Annotated in this window: 16 protein-coding genes; 9 read left to right on the forward strand and 7 right to left on the reverse strand. The window is 63.4% G+C overall.

Annotated features, from left to right (window positions below; genetic code table 11):
• Positions 1-60: 60 nt before the first annotated feature.
• On the forward strand, positions 61-849 hold the full coding sequence (locus NKI08_RS17555) for a GGDEF domain-containing protein (protein WP_352771131.1): 789 nt from the start codon (positions 61-63) through the stop codon (positions 847-849).
• Positions 850-861: 12 nt separating this feature from the next.
• Here the strand turns inward: NKI08_RS17555 and NKI08_RS17560 are convergent, their stop codons facing one another.
• From NKI08_RS17560 to NKI08_RS17570, 3 genes are all read right to left on the reverse strand, one after another.
• Positions 862-1,164 (reverse strand): DUF982 domain-containing protein, encoded by a 303-nt coding sequence (locus NKI08_RS17560; protein ID WP_023677662.1) that lies wholly within the window; start codon positions 1,162-1,164, stop codon positions 862-864.
• Between the two features lie 164 nt (positions 1,165-1,328).
• Positions 1,329-3,410 carry an ATP-dependent helicase gene (locus NKI08_RS17565; RefSeq protein WP_352501874.1) on the reverse strand — a complete coding sequence of 694 codons (2,082 nt, stop codon included), beginning with the start codon at positions 3,408-3,410 and terminating at the stop codon, positions 1,329-1,331.
• A gap of 94 nt (positions 3,411-3,504) precedes the next feature.
• Positions 3,505-3,678: a hypothetical protein gene (locus tag NKI08_RS17570; protein ID WP_023677660.1), complete on the reverse strand. Its 174-nt coding sequence runs from the start codon at positions 3,676-3,678 to the stop codon at positions 3,505-3,507.
• Positions 3,679-3,810: 132 nt separating this feature from the next.
• Here NKI08_RS17570 and NKI08_RS17575 point away from each other — a divergent pair, with 132 nt between their 5' ends.
• The 8 genes from NKI08_RS17575 to NKI08_RS17610 all read left to right on the forward strand — a co-directional run bounded on the left by NKI08_RS17575 (position 3,811) and on the right by NKI08_RS17610 (position 13,001).
• Positions 3,811-3,990 (forward strand): hypothetical protein, encoded by a 180-nt coding sequence (locus tag NKI08_RS17575; RefSeq protein WP_023677659.1) that lies wholly within the window; start codon positions 3,811-3,813, stop codon positions 3,988-3,990.
• A gap of 454 nt (positions 3,991-4,444) precedes the next feature.
• On the forward strand, positions 4,445-6,322 hold the full coding sequence (locus NKI08_RS17580; RefSeq protein ID WP_352501875.1) for an ABC-F family ATP-binding cassette domain-containing protein: 1,878 nt from the start codon (positions 4,445-4,447) through the stop codon (positions 6,320-6,322).
• Between the two features lie 4 nt (positions 6,323-6,326).
• Entirely contained in the window at positions 6,327-6,524 is a 198-nt protein-coding gene (locus NKI08_RS17585) for a hypothetical protein (protein WP_352501876.1), read from the forward strand.
• A gap of 42 nt (positions 6,525-6,566) precedes the next feature.
• Positions 6,567-8,675: a molybdopterin-containing oxidoreductase family protein gene (locus tag NKI08_RS17590; RefSeq protein ID WP_352771135.1), complete on the forward strand. Its 2,109-nt coding sequence runs from the start codon at positions 6,567-6,569 to the stop codon at positions 8,673-8,675.
• A 56-nt stretch (positions 8,676-8,731) separates the two neighbouring features.
• The gene (locus NKI08_RS17595; protein ID WP_352472615.1) at positions 8,732-9,430 is read left to right on the forward strand and encodes a DUF2270 domain-containing protein; all 699 of its coding nucleotides are present in this window, start codon (positions 8,732-8,734) and stop codon (positions 9,428-9,430) included.
• 190 nt (positions 9,431-9,620) lie between these two features.
• The gene (locus NKI08_RS17600) at positions 9,621-11,843 is read left to right on the forward strand and encodes a cation:proton antiporter domain-containing protein (RefSeq protein WP_502899638.1); all 2,223 of its coding nucleotides are present in this window, start codon (positions 9,621-9,623) and stop codon (positions 11,841-11,843) included.
• Between the two features lie 372 nt (positions 11,844-12,215).
• Positions 12,216-12,452: a DUF680 domain-containing protein gene (locus NKI08_RS17605; RefSeq protein WP_352457659.1), complete on the forward strand. Its 237-nt coding sequence runs from the start codon at positions 12,216-12,218 to the stop codon at positions 12,450-12,452.
• 276 nt (positions 12,453-12,728) lie between these two features.
• Complete coding sequence (locus NKI08_RS17610; protein WP_352472618.1) at positions 12,729-13,001, forward strand: DUF680 domain-containing protein; 273 nt, start codon at positions 12,729-12,731, stop codon at positions 12,999-13,001.
• A 110-nt stretch (positions 13,002-13,111) separates the two neighbouring features.
• Here NKI08_RS17610 and NKI08_RS17615 read toward each other — a convergent pair whose 3' ends face one another.
• The 4 genes from NKI08_RS17615 to NKI08_RS17630 are packed head-to-tail and all read right to left on the reverse strand — an operon-like array spanning position 13,112 to position 14,561.
• Positions 13,112-13,627 carry a SixA phosphatase family protein gene (locus NKI08_RS17615; RefSeq protein ID WP_352684972.1) on the reverse strand — a complete coding sequence of 172 codons (516 nt, stop codon included), beginning with the start codon at positions 13,625-13,627 and terminating at the stop codon, positions 13,112-13,114.
• 9 nt (positions 13,628-13,636) lie between these two features.
• Entirely contained in the window at positions 13,637-13,969 is a 333-nt protein-coding gene (locus tag NKI08_RS17620) for a hypothetical protein (RefSeq protein WP_352771139.1), read from the reverse strand.
• 18 nt (positions 13,970-13,987) lie between these two features.
• Positions 13,988-14,281, reverse strand: coding sequence for a type II toxin-antitoxin system RelE/ParE family toxin (locus NKI08_RS17625; protein WP_352771141.1), 294 nt, complete (start codon positions 14,279-14,281; stop codon positions 13,988-13,990).
• Entirely contained in the window at positions 14,274-14,561 is a 288-nt protein-coding gene (locus NKI08_RS17630; protein ID WP_352457662.1) for a type II toxin-antitoxin system ParD family antitoxin, read from the reverse strand. The genes NKI08_RS17625 and NKI08_RS17630 overlap by 8 nt, the downstream gene beginning before the upstream one ends.
• Positions 14,562-14,607: the final 46 nt, after the last annotated feature.

Consider the following 14,607-nt stretch of genomic DNA (forward strand, 5'->3'; position numbering starts at 1 on the left):
GTCTTAGGACTTCGTTTGCGCTGTTGCTTCAAGGTAGCCTGCTGAAGCAGGAGCAAAAGCATGCAGATCGATTTGTCCTCGACGAGCTGGGGCAGGGTCGTGGCCGTTACCGTCGCGGGCACGGCGGTCTGCATTGCAGCCGCATTCCTCGTCGATTCCTTCAATTTCCCATATTTGTCGCCGGAAGCGCTGTGGCGGGCGCAGCTCACAGACCTGCTGCTGCCGCTTGTCCTGGCCAGCTCGTTCTTCTTCTTCCTCATGTGGAAAATGCGCCAGCTGGCGATCGCGCAGAAGGTACTGGCCGTCGTCGCGGCGACCGACAGCCTGACGGCGGTATTCAACCGGGGTGCATTTTCCATGCTCGTCGAGGCCTATCTCGAACAGGCCCGCAGCCATTCCGTCGTCAATGCCGGAGCCTTGCTGATCGTCGATGCCGATCATTTCAAATCCGTCAACGACCGCCTCGGCCACGACTGCGGAGACCAGGCGCTCAAGCTGATCGCCAAGACAATCCAGGGCCAGCTACGCGGCGCCGACATCGTCGGCCGGATCGGCGGCGAGGAATTTGCGGTCTTCCTTCCCGGCGCAGATCCTTCGCAGTCCTGGCTGGTGGCGGAGACAATTCGCCGGCGCGTCCGTGAGGCGGAGTTCTCGCCTGGCGGCCGGCCCTGTCCTCTCTCGGTCAGCATCGGCGGCGTCGCCTTCAGCGGGCCGACCACCTACGCCGAGATGTTCGTGGTGGCGGACAAGCACCTTTACAAGGCCAAATCGAACGGCCGCGATCAGGTCAGTTTCGAAACCGCGGCAGCGGGCGACCCGCCGGGCGGCGGCCCGATGACGGTCCATTGATGGTCGTTTCTGTCAGGCGGCGTAGCCGCCGAGGCCCCGGGCGACCGGCTTGACCGAGACCGCCGGCTGGGCGGCCGGCCAGAGGATGCCTGCCGTTACGGCAAAGGTGATCAGGGCGTCGCGTGCCGCTTCGGCCGAGATATCGCCGGCACGTGCCGCCTCGCAGGCCTTCACCGCGGCGCCATAGCTCAGCCGGCGGCGCGAAGGCGGGAACTCGGTCAGGAATTCGTGCATCTCGGAGAACGAAGCGATCGTACGCTTGTAGCCGGCGCCAACGGTTAGGGCGACCGGGGTGGAAAACGTCCTGTCGTGCATTCTGGCCTCTCGAATGGGCGGAGGTCACGGCGGACGCCGTTCTCCGGTCTGGGGGTCGGGCAGAAACGCGGATCACGGCGCGAGGTTCCATGTTGCCGGGATTGTTTTTTCGCCGGCTCCGGGAGCGGTCGCCGGGCGAGCAGCGCCGACGTCGAGGCAGGTGCCTATTTCCACATGCCGCGCATGCGGGCGCCGAGGTCGACACGTACCTGCGGCTGGCGGCGCGGATCGTCTCTGGCCTGGACGCTGGCCCAAGCCAGCTGTTCGAAGGCGCCTAGGATCGAGCGCGGGATGAAGCGCGTGCGCGAGGCATAGACATGGCGGTCGCCGCGCGCCGCCTGGCCGTGGACGAAAAAGCGATGCGGCATGACCATGTGCAGGCTGTCCTTGGCCCGCGTCATCGCCACGTAGAGCAGCCGCCGCTCCTCGTCGACGTCCTCCTTGCTGCCGACGCCGAGATCGATCGGGATGCAGCCGTCGACGGTGTTGAGCACGAAGACGTTCTTCCACTCCTGGCCCTTGGCCGAATGGATCGTCGACAGGATCAGATAATCCTCGTCGCGGTGCGGCGGGCCAGCCTCGTCGCTGGTCGCGTCCGGCGGATCGAGTGTCAGCTCGGTGAGGAAGCGCTCGCGCGACGCATAGCCGGAAGCGATCTGCTCGAGCTGCAGGAGATCGGCCCGGCGCGTCGTTGCATCCTCGTGGATACGTTCCAGATGCGGCTCGTACCAGAGCCTGACCTGTTCGATGTCGGCCGGCCATTTTTGCGCGCCGGCGCGCAGGCCGCTATAGAGCGCGACAAAACCCGGCCAGTCGTCGGCGGCACGCTGCGGCGGCCGATAGCGGGCAAGCCCCATCGTCTCGTCGAGCGAATTTGCCATGGTCTCGACGATCGCATTGGCGGCCGAAGGGCCGATGCCCGGCAGAAGTTGCAGCACGCGAAAGCCGGCGACGCGGTCGCGCGGGTTTTCGGCAAAGCGCAGCACGGCCAGCAAGTCCTTGACGTGAGCTGCATCGAGAAATTTCAGCCCGCCGAACTTGACGAAGGGGATGTTGCGGCGCGTCAGCTCGATCTCCAGCGGGCCGCTATGGTGCGAGGCGCGAAACAGCACCGCCTGTGATTTGAGAACAGTGCCGGCCTCGCGTTCGGTCAGTATCGCCTGGCAGACATAGCTCGCCTGCTCGGTCTCGTCGCGCACGCTGACCAGCTTCGGCTTTTCCGCCGATTTGCGCTCGGTCCAGAGATTTTTGGTGAAACGCTCCGACGCTTCGCCGATCACCGCATTGGCCGCCGCCAGGATCGTCTCGGTCGAACGGTAGTTGCGCTCCAGCATGACGACCTCGGCCGGCTGCGCGAACTGCTTCGGAAAATCCAGGATATTGCGCACTTCCGCGGCGCGGAACGAATAGATCGACTGCGCGTCGTCGCCGACCACCGTCAGCCCCGATCCGTCGGGCTTGAGGGCCGTCAGGATCGAGGCCTGCAGCCGGTTGGTGTCCTGGTATTCATCGACCAGCACATGGTCGAAACGTGCACCCAGATGCGCGGCGATTTCCGGCTCGCCGGCCATCTGCGCCCAGTAGAGCAGCAGGTCATCGTAATCGAGCACGTTCTGCGCCTGCTTGGCCTCGACATATCGGGCGAACAATTGCTTCAGCTGTTCGGCCCAGCCGGCGCACCACGGGAACACCGAACCCAGCACCTCGCCGAGCGGCGCCTGTGCGTTGACGGCGCGCGAATAGATCGCCAGGCAGGTGCCCTTGGTCGGGAAGCGGGCTTCGGTCTTCGAAAACCCAAGCTCGTGGCGGGCGAGGTTCATCAGGTCGGCGGAATCCTCGCGATCGTGGATGGTGAAGGCCGGATCGAGACCGATCTCCAGCGCATAATCGCGCAGCAGCCTGGCGCCGATGCCGTGGAACGTGCCGGCCCAGCTCAGCGCATCGGTGATCACCGAGGCATCGCGCCCCAGCACCTCGCCGGCGATGCGCTCGACCCGCTTGGCCATTTCCGCCGCGGCACGGCGCGAAAATGTCATCAAAAGGATGCGGCGCGGGTCGGCACCCCTGACGATCAGATGCGCGACCCGGTGCGCCAGCGTGTTGGTCTTGCCGGAGCCGGCGCCGGCGATGACCAGCAACGGCCCGGCGATCTTGCCGTCGCCATGTTCGACGGCAAGCCGCTGCTCGGCGTTGAGCTTCGCCAGATAGGCCGGCTGGAAGGACGAATCACGGGCGGCGAGGTTCATCGCCCATCAAGCATCGTTTCTGCTTTGTTCGCAACGGTTTGCGGAGCCGGAATAGGGCTCGTGAACGAAGAAGCCTTGCGGGCAGGCCTGTCGACTAACGCTCGGGCTCGACGCCCATCCTTGCCGATTGCCGCCGCAGCGCCTCGCGATCGTCCTGTGGCGGCGGCAGCAGCAGCGGATCAAAATCGTCGGGCACCTCGTCGATCACTTTCTTGGCGACGCGATAGGCGACATAGACGATTGCCCCGGCGATGAGCAGACGGATCATGCCTTCCTCCATTGATTGTGCAGCAACCGGAGACGCGGCATTTTGTTCCCGGGCCCCCTGGCGAATGCAGGAACGACACCGGCCGCGCAACCAAATCGCCGACGCCTCGTTGTCGGGCGAGAGGAGACTGCGATGAAAAAGCGCTCAATCCTGCTGCTTATGGCAGCTCTGACTGTTGCGGGTTGCGACAACAACATCCAGCCGACCAAGGCCCCTGGCGACACGGTCGATCAGAACCCGCAGGTCGACAAGAATCCGGTGCCGAAGTCGACGACCGGCGGCGATCAGCCCGGCACGCCGCCGAAACAATGACCGCCTCAAATGGCGTCGGCGCCGGTCAAGGAAGGTGGCCGGCGCCGCTTGGGAGGAAGCTGATGGCGCCGGCCAGGCGGAGATCAGGCCCGCCGCACATCCAAGGATAGCCGAGTCTTTCCGCAGCGTCATGGTCGATAACGTACAGACGGCACGCCCCTGTGGACAAACCTGCCGGCCACAGCAGCGTTTGTTCATCACATAGTTCATTCTTCCCATGGAACAAACCAAGCTGCTGCGTGTTTGGATGTCGATCGGACGCTCCCAAGGCCGCCGTTCACGAAAGAGCCCGCTCTCCTTGTCCCCCCTCAGGATAGCGGGTTCTTTTTGCGTTTTGCGGGAAGTCGCGGCGCGCGGGGTCGACATCACCAGCTTTGTCGGTTTTCGCGGCTTATGCGGCGAACCGGGGCTCAAGCCCTTGCGAAGCATGGTTGTCCCGTGCAAAAGCCCGGCCATGCTGATCATCAACGACCTTTCGCTCCGCATGGCCGGACGCCTGCTTCTCGACCATGCCTCACTGACCTTGCCGGCCGGTAGCAAGGCTGGCCTTGTCGGCCGCAACGGCACCGGCAAGACGACCCTGTTCAAGGCGATCACCGGCGACCTCGCCTCCGAGACCGGCTCGATCAGCCTGCCCAAGAACACGCGCATCGGCCAGGTGGCGCAGGAAGCGCCGGGCACCGAGGAGCCGCTGATCGAGATCGTGCTCAAGGCCGACCTCGAACGGAGTGCGCTGCTCGAAGAGGAAAAGACGGCGGCCGACCCGCACCGCATCGCCGACATCCACATGCGGCTGGCCGATATCGATGCGCACTCGGCCGAGTCACGCGCGGCCACCATTCTCGCCGGCCTCGGCTTCGACGATGCCGCGCAGCGGCGCCCGGCCTCGTCCTTCTCCGGTGGCTGGCGCATGCGCGTCGCGCTGGCCGCCGTGTTGTTTGCCGAGCCCGATCTGCTGCTGCTCGACGAGCCGACCAATTATCTCGACCTCGAAGGCACGCTGTGGCTGGAAAACTACGTGTCGAAATATCCGCATACCGTGCTGCTGATTTCGCACGATCGCGACCTGCTCAACCGCGCCGTTAATTCGATCGTTCATCTCGACCAGAAGAAGCTGACCTTCTGGCGCGGCGGCTACGACCAGTTCGAGCGCCAATACACCGAGCAGCGCGAATTGCAGGAGAAGGGCCGCGTCAAGCAGGAAGCCGCGCGAAAGCACATGGAATCCTTTGTCGAGCGCTTCCGCGCCAAGGCATCGAAGGCGAGGCAGGCGCAGTCGCGCATCAAGGCGCTGGAGAAGATGAAGCCGATCGCCGCGATCGTGAACGACACGGTGCGGCCGTTCTCCTTTCCGGAGCCGGTGAAGACGGTGGCCTCGCCGATCATTGCGCTGAACAACGTCAATGTCGGCTACGTCGAGGGTGCGCCGATCCTGAAGAAGATGACGCTGCGCATCGATGCCGACGACCGCATCGCGCTGCTCGGCGCCAACGGCAACGGCAAGTCGACCTTCGCCAAGCTTTTGGCCGGCCGGCTGAAGCCGGAGACCGGCTCCATGACTGTGGCGCCCGGGCTGAAGGTGGCAATCTTCGCCCAGCACCAGCTCGACGACCTCAGGCCCGATGAAAACGCCTATGAACACGTCCGCCGGCTGATGCCGGACGCGCCGGAATCCAAGGTGCGCGGCCGCGTCGCCCAGTTCGGCCTGACCACCGAAAAGATGAATACCGCGGCCAAGGATCTGTCCGGCGGCGAGAAGGCGCGGCTCCTGATGGGCCTGTCGGCCTTCGAGGGGCCGAACCTTTTCATCCTCGACGAGCCGACCAACCATCTTGATATCGACAGCCGTGAATCGCTGATCCATGCGCTGAACGATTTTCCCGGCGCGGTCATCCTGATCTCGCACGACCGCCATCTGCTCGAAGCGACCGCCGATCGGCTTTGGCTGGTCAAGGACGGCGCGGTTAATCCGTATGACGGCGATCTCGAGGATTACAAGACACTGGTCACCGGCGTCTCCGGCGACCGCCGCGGCAAGCGCGAGGCGGACAAAGCGTCGAAGGCCGACCGCCGCCGCGATGCGGCCGCGCGCCGCGCCGCCTTCGAGCCGCTGGCCAAGGAAATCCGCGCCACCGAAGCGCTGATGGACCGCCTCCGCAAGCGCATCGACCTGATCGAGGACGAACTCGCCAACCCGGCCGTCTACGAAAAGGACCCGTCGACCGCGACAAGGCTGGCCAAGGAGCGCTCACAACTTGCGCAACAGCTGGCCGGCCATGAGGAAAAATGGCTGTCGATGTCGGCGGAGTACGAGGAAGGCACGGCGGAGTAGGACGATGTCGACAAAACTTTGGATCGAAGTTGCCAAGGTTTTGGTTGTCAATTCCGAAGCTGTCGCAAAATGCCCTGAGTGTGGAGACGGCAATCTGCTGGTCATCGACGCCGGAGCCGGATCATCGCATGTCGAGCGCCACATACATTGCCCGAAATGCGGCGCCTACAACGCCTTGCTCAAGCGCATTGATGGCGGGTAACTGGCCCTACACGCCGCCGCCATAAACGACTAGTTTGCTCCCATGAATCAGCACGCGAAGCTCAGAATCGGCCATTCGGCCTGTCCGCATGATTGCCCGTCGACCTGCGCGCTCGAGGTCGAGCTGCTCGATGAAAAGCGCATCGGTCGCGTCCATGGCGCCAAGGCCAACAGCTATACGGCCGGCGTCATCTGCGCCAAGGTCGCCCGTTACGCTGATCGCGTCCATCATCCCGACCGCCTGCTGAAGCCGCTGATCCGAGCCGGCGGCAAGGGCGAGGGCGCCTGGAAGGAATCCAGCTGGGAGGCGGCGCTCGACCTCGTCGCCGAAAGGTTCATAGCCGCCGAGGCAAAATATGGCTCGGAGACGGTCTGGCCCTATTACTATGCCGGCACGATGGGTCTGGTGCAGCGCGACGGCATCGAGCGGCTCAGGCACGCCAAGAAATATTCCGGCTTCTTCGGCTCGATCTGCACCAATCTGGCCTGGACCGGCTGGATGATGGGCGCCGGCGCGCTGCGCGGCCCCGACCCGCGCGAAATGGCAAAGTCCGACTGCGTGGTGATCTGGGGCACCAACGCCGTGGTCACGCAGGTCAACGTCATGACCCACGCCATCAAGGCGCGCAAGGAACGCGGCGCCAAGATCGTCGTCATCGACGTCTACGAAAATGCAACGATGAAGCAGGCCGATCTCGGCCTGGTGCTGAAGCCCGGCACCGACGGCGCGCTGGCCTGCGCGGTGATGCACGTGCTGTTCCGTGACGGCATGGCCGACCGCGCCTATCTGGAACAATACACCGACGATCCTCACGGTCTGGAAGCGCATCTCAGCACAAAGACGCCGCAATGGGCGGCTGATATCACCGGGCTTTCTGTCGACGAAATCGAGGCCTTCGCCCGTCTCGTCGGCACGACGAAGAAGACCTACTTCCGCCTCGGCTACGGTTTTTCGCGGCAGCGCAACGGTTCGGTCAACATGCATGCCGCGGCCTCGATCGCCGCGGTTACCGGCTGCTGGCAATATGAGGGCGGCGGCGCCTTCCATTCCAACTCAGGCATCTTCAAGCTCAACCAGGAACTGCTGGAAGGCACGCGGATGCGCGATCCCTCGATCCGCCATCTCGATCATTCGCGCATCGGCCCGGTGCTGACCGGGGCTGAGGATGCGCTCTATGGCGGCCCGCCGGTGACGGCGCTGCTGATCCAGAACACCAATCCGGTGAATGTCGCGCCGGAGCAGCGGCTGGTGAAGCAAGGTTTTCTGCGCGACGATCTGTTTTCCTGCGTGCACGAGCAGTTCATGACCGACACCGCCAAGCTCGCTGATGTGGTGCTGCCGGCGACGATGTTTCTCGAGCATGACGACGTCTACAAGGGTGGCGGCAACCAGCACATCACACTCGGGCCGAAGCTGATCGACCCGCCGGAAGGTCCGCGCACCAACCATTTCGTCATCGAGGAGCTCGGCAAAAGGCTCGGTGTCGCCGATCGTCCTGGCTTCGGCATGACCGAGCAGCAGCATATCGACATCATTCTGGGCAAGCGCGGGCTGGGCAGCTTTTCGAGCCTGAAAGAGCAGAAATGGGTCGATTTGCAGCCGGATTTCGCGGCCGCGCATTTCCTCGACGGCTTCGGCCATGCCGACAAGAAGTTCCATTTTCGCGCCGACTGGACGGGCCAGGCCGCGCCCAACCGGCCACCGAAAAGCATGGGCCTGTTCGGGCCGGTGGCGAGCCTGCCGGAATTCCCCGACCATGTCGACCTGATCGAAGTGGCGGACGAGGCGCACCCGTTCCGGCTGACCACCTCGCCGGCGCGCAATTTCCTCAATTCGACCTTTGCCGAAACGCCGGTATCGCAGGCAAAAGAGCGCCGGCCGGAGCTGCTCCTGCATCCCGATGATGCGGCGGCACTCGGCGTCGCCGACGGCGGCCGTGTCGAAGTCGGCAACCAGCGTGGCGAGGTGGTGCTGCACGCAAAGCTGTTCGACGGCATCAAGCGCGGCGTCGTCGTCGCCGAAGGCATCTGGCCGAACAGCGCCCATGAGCGCGGCGAGGGCATCAACGTGCTGACCGGCGCCGATGCGCCGGCGCCCTATGGCGGCGCCGCCTTCCACGACAACAAGGTCTGGCTGCGCCCGGCGGATTGAGCGTCGGAACGATATCTCCATCCGGCCGTTTTCGCGTGGCGGGTGGAGGCATTGTCATGGCAGAAGTGTTGCCGGCGCCGGATCCCATCGGAAGGACACTGTCGTCCGGCGAACTCGTAACCACGATGTCCCACTTTCATCGCGCCGAGATTGCGCGCATGGCTGGGTGGCGTGACCGCCTGGACCGGACGAGCAACTGGGCGATAACCGTTGTCGCAGCAATGCTGTCGGTTTCGCTTTCGACAGCCAGCGCTCACCATGGCGTGCTGCTGTTTGCCATGCTGCTTGTTCTGCTGCTGCTGTGGATAGAGGCCCGCCGATATCGCTTCTTCGACTTCTATCGGGCTCGCGTGCGCCAGTTCGAACGGCACTATTTCGCGCAGATATTCTCGCCGCAGCCGGACTTCGCGTCCGATTGGCTGTTGATCGTCGGCGAGAGCCTGCGCGCGCCGAAATTCCTGATTTCGCAACGCATGGCTTTGGCGCGCCGCCTGCGTCGCAATTACATCTACATGCTGCTGATCCTGCTGCTGGCCTGGATCCTCAAACTGTCGACCCCCAGTCTTCTGACCGAAGGTGTCCGCATCGGCTTCGTCGGGTCGATGCGTGAGGCGGTCGCCAGTGCTGCCTTGGGTCCAATTCCGGGCGCCGTCATCGTCGTGCTGGTCGCCGTCCTCTATGCGGGCCTGCTGGTGACAGCATTTCTGACAGAGAGCGACGACGGCGAACTCTCCTTCGGTGACGTCCACGTCTAGCAACGCAACGCCCTGTCTAGCAACGCAACGCCCTGTCGCGCGTTGTTGGACACGTGCATTGGGCGATGGGGGTTTCATGGCTTGGCAGGCTCCGACACGTTCCAGCCTGGCGCTGCTGGTTTGCGCTTTCGTCCCCGTGGAGGCGGCCTGGGCAGCGCAGACGCTCGTTGCCGGTACCCGGGCCTCGGGCATGGGTGGTTCGGGCGAAGGCGCTTTCGTCGCCGAGATCGTGCTTCTGCTGCTTGTCGGGCGCGGCTTGGGCGAAGTGCTGCAGCGTTATGGCCAGCCGGCAATCATGGGCCAACTGATCGGCGGCATCCTGCTCGGTCCTTCACTGTTCGGCTGGCTGTGGCCGTCGGCCCAGCACCTGATCTTTCCCAGTGATCCTGCGCAAAAGGGCATGATCGACGCCGTCTCGCAGCTCGGCATCCTGATGCTGCTTTTGCTGACCGGCATGGAGACGGACCTGCGGCTGGTGCGCCGGGTTGGCGCGGCCTGTTTTTCCATTTCGGCTACCGGCGTCGTGGTGCCCTTCATCTTCGGTTTTGCGCTGGCGCAGTTCCTGCCGGACGCATTGCTGGCTGACCCCACGCAGCGCACCGTCGCCGGGCTGTTCCTGGGCACGGCGCTGTCGATCTCGTCGGTCAAGGTCGTCGCCATGGTGGTGCGCGAGATGAACTTCATGCGCCGCAACCTCGGACAGGTGATTATTTCCTCGGCGATCATCGAGGACACGATCGGCTGGCTGGTCATCGCCGTAACCTTCGGCATCGCCACCAATGGCAAGCTACAGTTCGCGCCGCTGGTGACCACCATCGCTGCGGTGGCACTGTTCATGGTGTTCTCCTTCACCATTGGCCGCCGTCTTGTCTTCACCTTGATCCGCTGGACCAACGATCAATTCCGCAGCGAGTTTGCGGTGATCACCATGATCCTCATCATCATGGGAGCGATGGCGCTGATCACTAATCTGATAGGCGTCCATACCGTGCTGGGGGCGTTCGTCGCCGGCATCCTGGTCGGGGAATCGCCCATCCTCTCCAGCCATATCGAAGGTCAGCTTCGCGGCGTCATCACCGCCCTGTTCATGCCGATCTTCTTCGGCATGGCGGGGCTTTCCGCCGATCTCACAGTGCTCGCCGATCCAACCCTTGCCATGCTGACGGGCGCTCTCGTGATCATCGCCAGCATCGGCAAGTTTGGCGGCGCGTTCATCGGCGCCAAGCTCGCCGCCATGTCGCTCAAGGAAGCAATCGCCGTCGGCAGTGCCATGAACGCACGCGGCTCGACCGAGGTGATCGTCGCCAGCATCGGCCTGTCGATGAACATCCTGTCGCACAATCTCTTCACCATGATCGTCACCATGGCCGTGATCACCACCTTGGCCATGCCGCCGATGCTGCGCTGGGCGCTCGGCCGGCTGCCGGTTGGGCACGACGAGCAGCAGCGTGTCGAGCGCGAGGCGTTGGACGAATACGGCTTCATTTCCAGGCTGGAGAGGCTGCTGGTGCTGGTCGACGACAGCAGGATCGGCAAGTTCACCGCATATCTCGCCGGACTGGTCGGCGGAGGCAGCGGCATGCCCACCACCTTGCTTCGCCTGCCCACCACCTTGCTTCAGCCGAAAGACGGCCGAGTTGACAGGCCGACCGACAGCAAGGGACAGGAGCGCGCCCTCCAGGAAATCAAAAAGGGTGCAAAAAAGAGCGCTCAGGCGGTGAAACGGATCGAAGATACGCTTGTCGACAAAGTCCATCTGACGGCCCGCACCGAATTGGATGCCACGGGTGAGACGATTGCCGAAGAGGCCCGCAAGGGATACGGCCTGTTGCTGGTCGGCCTGGACAATGTGCTGACCGCCGATGGCGCCTTCGCGCCGGCCCTCAACGACATTGCCGCAGGATTTGACGGCCCGCTTTGCCTGGTCCTGAACGGCGGCAATGCTGGCGAAAAGATGCCGACGCTGAGGGCCGGCACCAGCATTCTCGTCCCCGTCAACGGTACCCAGGTGGCGCGTCGCGCCGCCGACCTGGCGCTGGCGCTGGCCCGTCCAAACCGGGCGCGGATCAAGGTTCTCTACGTCTCGCAAAAGGCAGCCAAGGGCCGCAGGTCGACATCGGTGTCGCATAGCCGCGAAGAGGCCGTCCTGAAAGACATCGCTGATCTGGCGGGCCGCTACGGCCTGCATATCGACACAGCGTTCCATACCCGCGTCACACCCGACAAGGCGATCACCCGGGAGGCGGCCAAAGGAGCGGCGATCGTCGTGATGGGCGTCACCCAACGTCCGGGTGAGGACCTGTTCTTCGGTGAAACCGCCGGCGCTGTTTTAGCCGCCTGCAACTGCCCCGTCGTGCTTCTGGCCAGCGCGCGGCCCAAGCACGACGCCGCCGGCGCCGAGCTGGCAGCGTGAATTTCACGGCGCCCATCGGCAGGAATGTCGATCGAGCCTCTGAAAACGCTGATCCGCCAAACGTAAAGAACTCGAACCGAACGGTTCGGTTCCGTTGACTGAGAGTACAGGAAAGGGTGAACGCCGGCTCAAAGAATGTTCGCGCGGCAAATCACCACTGACCGCATAACTAGTTGAAAAGAAGAAAGAACATTGTGGCGCATGGAGCTGCATGTCGAATTTCAAGCGGCCAATTTGGCGCACCCGTACAAAATTTTCGTGATTGGAAACGACAGACTTGCCGACCCATCTCGGGGTGGTCCGAGCGACGCGAATTCCTCCCGAGGCACGCCACTTGACGGACAGACCAAAGAACTACCGGAGTACCCGAAAATGACCAAGCTCGCTCTTACCGCCGCCGCCATCCTCGTTGCCACCGGCACTGCTTTTGCCGGCAGCGACCATTATGGCTCGGACAACGTCAACCAGCCGGCCGCTGCTGCTGCTGCCAACGTCGACAACACCTTCACCGGTTCGATCCGCAAGCCGGTCACTTCCGAGCATACCGGTGCCAAGATAACTTCCGAGTCGGTGGCGCCTGAATCCGGCCAAGGCATCTGGGGCCGCTGATTATAACGGCCTGCAACACAAAGAGCGGCGGGCTTGGCCCGCTACTCTTGCTTTCGCGTATCAACGGGCGTGTGCGCCGAATAGCATCCTGCGCCAATCGAATACTTTGATTTGCAGGTTTCATCTGTAGCCACAATCTCGGTTGCTGAAATCGTCCAGCAACGTGCACGTCGGAAAAAGCCGGGTGCGTATTCGTCGGCGCGGACAGCGCTCTCATCTCGAATGCGTCGAAAGCAACGACAACTCACGAATGACCAGTACACTGGAGTACCTGAAATGACCAAGACTGCTCTTACCGTCGCCACCATCGTCCTCGTCGCCACAGGCAGCGCCTTTGCAGGCAGTGATCACTATGGTTCGGACGGCGTCAACCAGCCGGCCGCGCCTGTTGGGAACGCGCCTGTCGGCACCATCGACAGCGGGTTTACCGGTTCCATCCGCAAGCCGCTGACGGCCGAGCACAACGCCGTCGACACCGAGGCGACGACCCGGTTCGGCACGGATCAACCCGTAGTGCCCCAATCTGGCCGGGGCAACTGGGGCCGATAGTTCCTCAAACCCCGGAGCACGAAGAGCGGCGGGCTTGGCCCGCCGCTTTTGTTTGTGCGAAGCCGGGTTTGGTCGAAAGGTCGGCGATCCCCCGGCCTGTCGGGCAGTCCCTAGCGAAGATCCTTCGGCCAAATGCAGTGCGTCAGTCGGGCGCTGCCGAAGGTGAGACCGGTCCAATCGCCGTCGACGTCGAACCGAGCCAGGCCCGCGGTTGGGTATTTCTCCGCCAGCTTCTTCAGCGCCGCTTGGTCCGATCCAGCCTCGGCAAGCCCGCGCGCGAACTCTTCCAGCCCGGGATTGTGGCCAAGCACCAGCAGTGTTCCAGTCCCCGCCTTTACTTGCCGCACCTTGGCGAGGATGTCCGCCGCCGCTGCCTCGTAGAGCGCCTGGGAAAATTTGGCCTGCACCTTCGCCGGCAATTCCGCCGAGACCAGCCGCCACGTGTCGCGGGTGCGCAGCGCCGGCGACACCAGCGCCAGCTCCGGCAGCCAGCCGCGCCGGGCCAGTTCGCGCCCGACCAGTGGTGCTGCCTTCAGCCCGCGCGCGGACAGCGGCCGGTCGAAGTCGATGAGGTCGGGATCGTCCCAACTCGACTTGGCGTGACGCAGGAGCAGCAGTTGCTTCATGGATTCAACTCAAGTCCAAGGGATGTCGGGCTGAAAGTCTTTCCCATAGCCGCCGCCATGTTTTGTGCCCATGGCGGTATCAAAACTCGCCCAAAGCGCACCAAAGATGAACAGGCCTACATGCCGTTCATCTTTATCCCATCTGACCAAAATGTCTGCTTCAGTGATGGCCCAATCGCCCGATCGAACGTGAATTGCACCGACGACGGGACCTACTCCTCCGTCCTCGATCCGACAGAGATAAAAATATGCCGTGGCACTTTTCGGATCGTCCGCCGCGTCGTACTCGAAGACGCCGGCCAGATCACGCTTTGTCCGGATCGCGCTGTCGAAAACGTCCATTTGCTTGTCCGCAATCTATCAAAACAGTGCCGAAGCGTCGCGGGCGCCGTGTACGGCGCGGACGATCTCGACGCGCTGTTCGGCCAGGCGATAAAGCACGAGATAGTTGCCGATCGTCAACGCCCGCACCTCGGCAGCGACGTCGGGCCTCTTGGGACCGGATTCCGGGAATGTGCCCAATTGCACGATGCGCACGGCAATAGCATCCAAAAAGCGGTCCGCGGCAAGCGGGTTGTCCCTTGCAATGCCAAACCAAATATCGATCAGGTCGTCTTCTGCCGCCGGGCTGCGGACAATGCGGACGTCAGCCATTCCGCCGGTTTTTGCTGGTGTTGCCCAACCGGCTGCGGGCTTTCTGTTTTATGTCCTCGATGTCGAACGGCGCAAACGGACCGCTCTCCAGCCCTTCCGTCCAGGCTTTCCGCAACCGCTCCGCTTCGGCCTCGCGCAAGGGCTGGCGAAGCCGCCATTCGCGCAGTGCCTCGCGGATCACTTCACTTGCCGAACCGTACTGCCCGCTGGCCACCGCGCCTTTGACCATGTCCAGCAGTTCCGGGGAAAGCGCTACGCTGACTTTTTCGACTGTCGCCATCAAGCCGTCTCCTCACGAAAACGGTAGCAAAATTTGCTACCAAATT

It is taken from the genome of Mesorhizobium sp. M0768 (genome assembly GCF_040320195.1).
Lineage (GTDB): Bacteria > Pseudomonadota > Alphaproteobacteria > Rhizobiales > Rhizobiaceae > Mesorhizobium.

Bases quoted from the DNA above. Each gene is read 5' to 3' on its own strand.
- NKI08_RS17555 (WP_352771131.1), top strand. From the start codon at position 61: ATGCAGATCGATTTGTCCTCGACGAGCTGGGGCAGGGTCGTGGCCGTT.
- NKI08_RS17560 (WP_023677662.1), bottom strand. From the start codon at position 1,164: ATGCACGACAGGACGTTTTCCACCCCGGTCGCCCTAACCGTTGGCGCC.
- NKI08_RS17565 (WP_352501874.1), bottom strand. From the start codon at position 3,410: ATGAACCTCGCCGCCCGTGATTCGTCCTTCCAGCCGGCCTATCTGGCG.
- NKI08_RS17570 (WP_023677660.1), bottom strand. From the start codon at position 3,678: ATGATCCGTCTGCTCATCGCCGGGGCAATCGTCTATGTCGCCTATCGC.
- NKI08_RS17575 (WP_023677659.1), top strand. From the start codon at position 3,811: ATGAAAAAGCGCTCAATCCTGCTGCTTATGGCAGCTCTGACTGTTGCG.
- NKI08_RS17580 (WP_352501875.1), top strand. From the start codon at position 4,445: ATGCTGATCATCAACGACCTTTCGCTCCGCATGGCCGGACGCCTGCTT.
- NKI08_RS17585 (WP_352501876.1), top strand. From the start codon at position 6,327: ATGTCGACAAAACTTTGGATCGAAGTTGCCAAGGTTTTGGTTGTCAAT.
- NKI08_RS17590 (WP_352771135.1), top strand. From the start codon at position 6,567: ATGAATCAGCACGCGAAGCTCAGAATCGGCCATTCGGCCTGTCCGCAT.
- NKI08_RS17595 (WP_352472615.1), top strand. From the start codon at position 8,732: ATGGCAGAAGTGTTGCCGGCGCCGGATCCCATCGGAAGGACACTGTCG.
- NKI08_RS17600 (WP_502899638.1), top strand. From the start codon at position 9,621: ATGGGTGGTTCGGGCGAAGGCGCTTTCGTCGCCGAGATCGTGCTTCTG.
- NKI08_RS17605 (WP_352457659.1), top strand. From the start codon at position 12,216: ATGACCAAGCTCGCTCTTACCGCCGCCGCCATCCTCGTTGCCACCGGC.
- NKI08_RS17610 (WP_352472618.1), top strand. From the start codon at position 12,729: ATGACCAAGACTGCTCTTACCGTCGCCACCATCGTCCTCGTCGCCACA.
- NKI08_RS17615 (WP_352684972.1), bottom strand. From the start codon at position 13,627: ATGAAGCAACTGCTGCTCCTGCGTCACGCCAAGTCGAGTTGGGACGAT.
- NKI08_RS17620 (WP_352771139.1), bottom strand. From the start codon at position 13,969: ATGGACGTTTTCGACAGCGCGATCCGGACAAAGCGTGATCTGGCCGGC.
- NKI08_RS17625 (WP_352771141.1), bottom strand. From the start codon at position 14,281: ATGGCTGACGTCCGCATTGTCCGCAGCCCGGCGGCAGAAGACGACCTG.
- NKI08_RS17630 (WP_352457662.1), bottom strand. From the start codon at position 14,561: ATGGCGACAGTCGAAAAAGTCAGCGTAGCGCTTTCCCCGGAACTGCTG.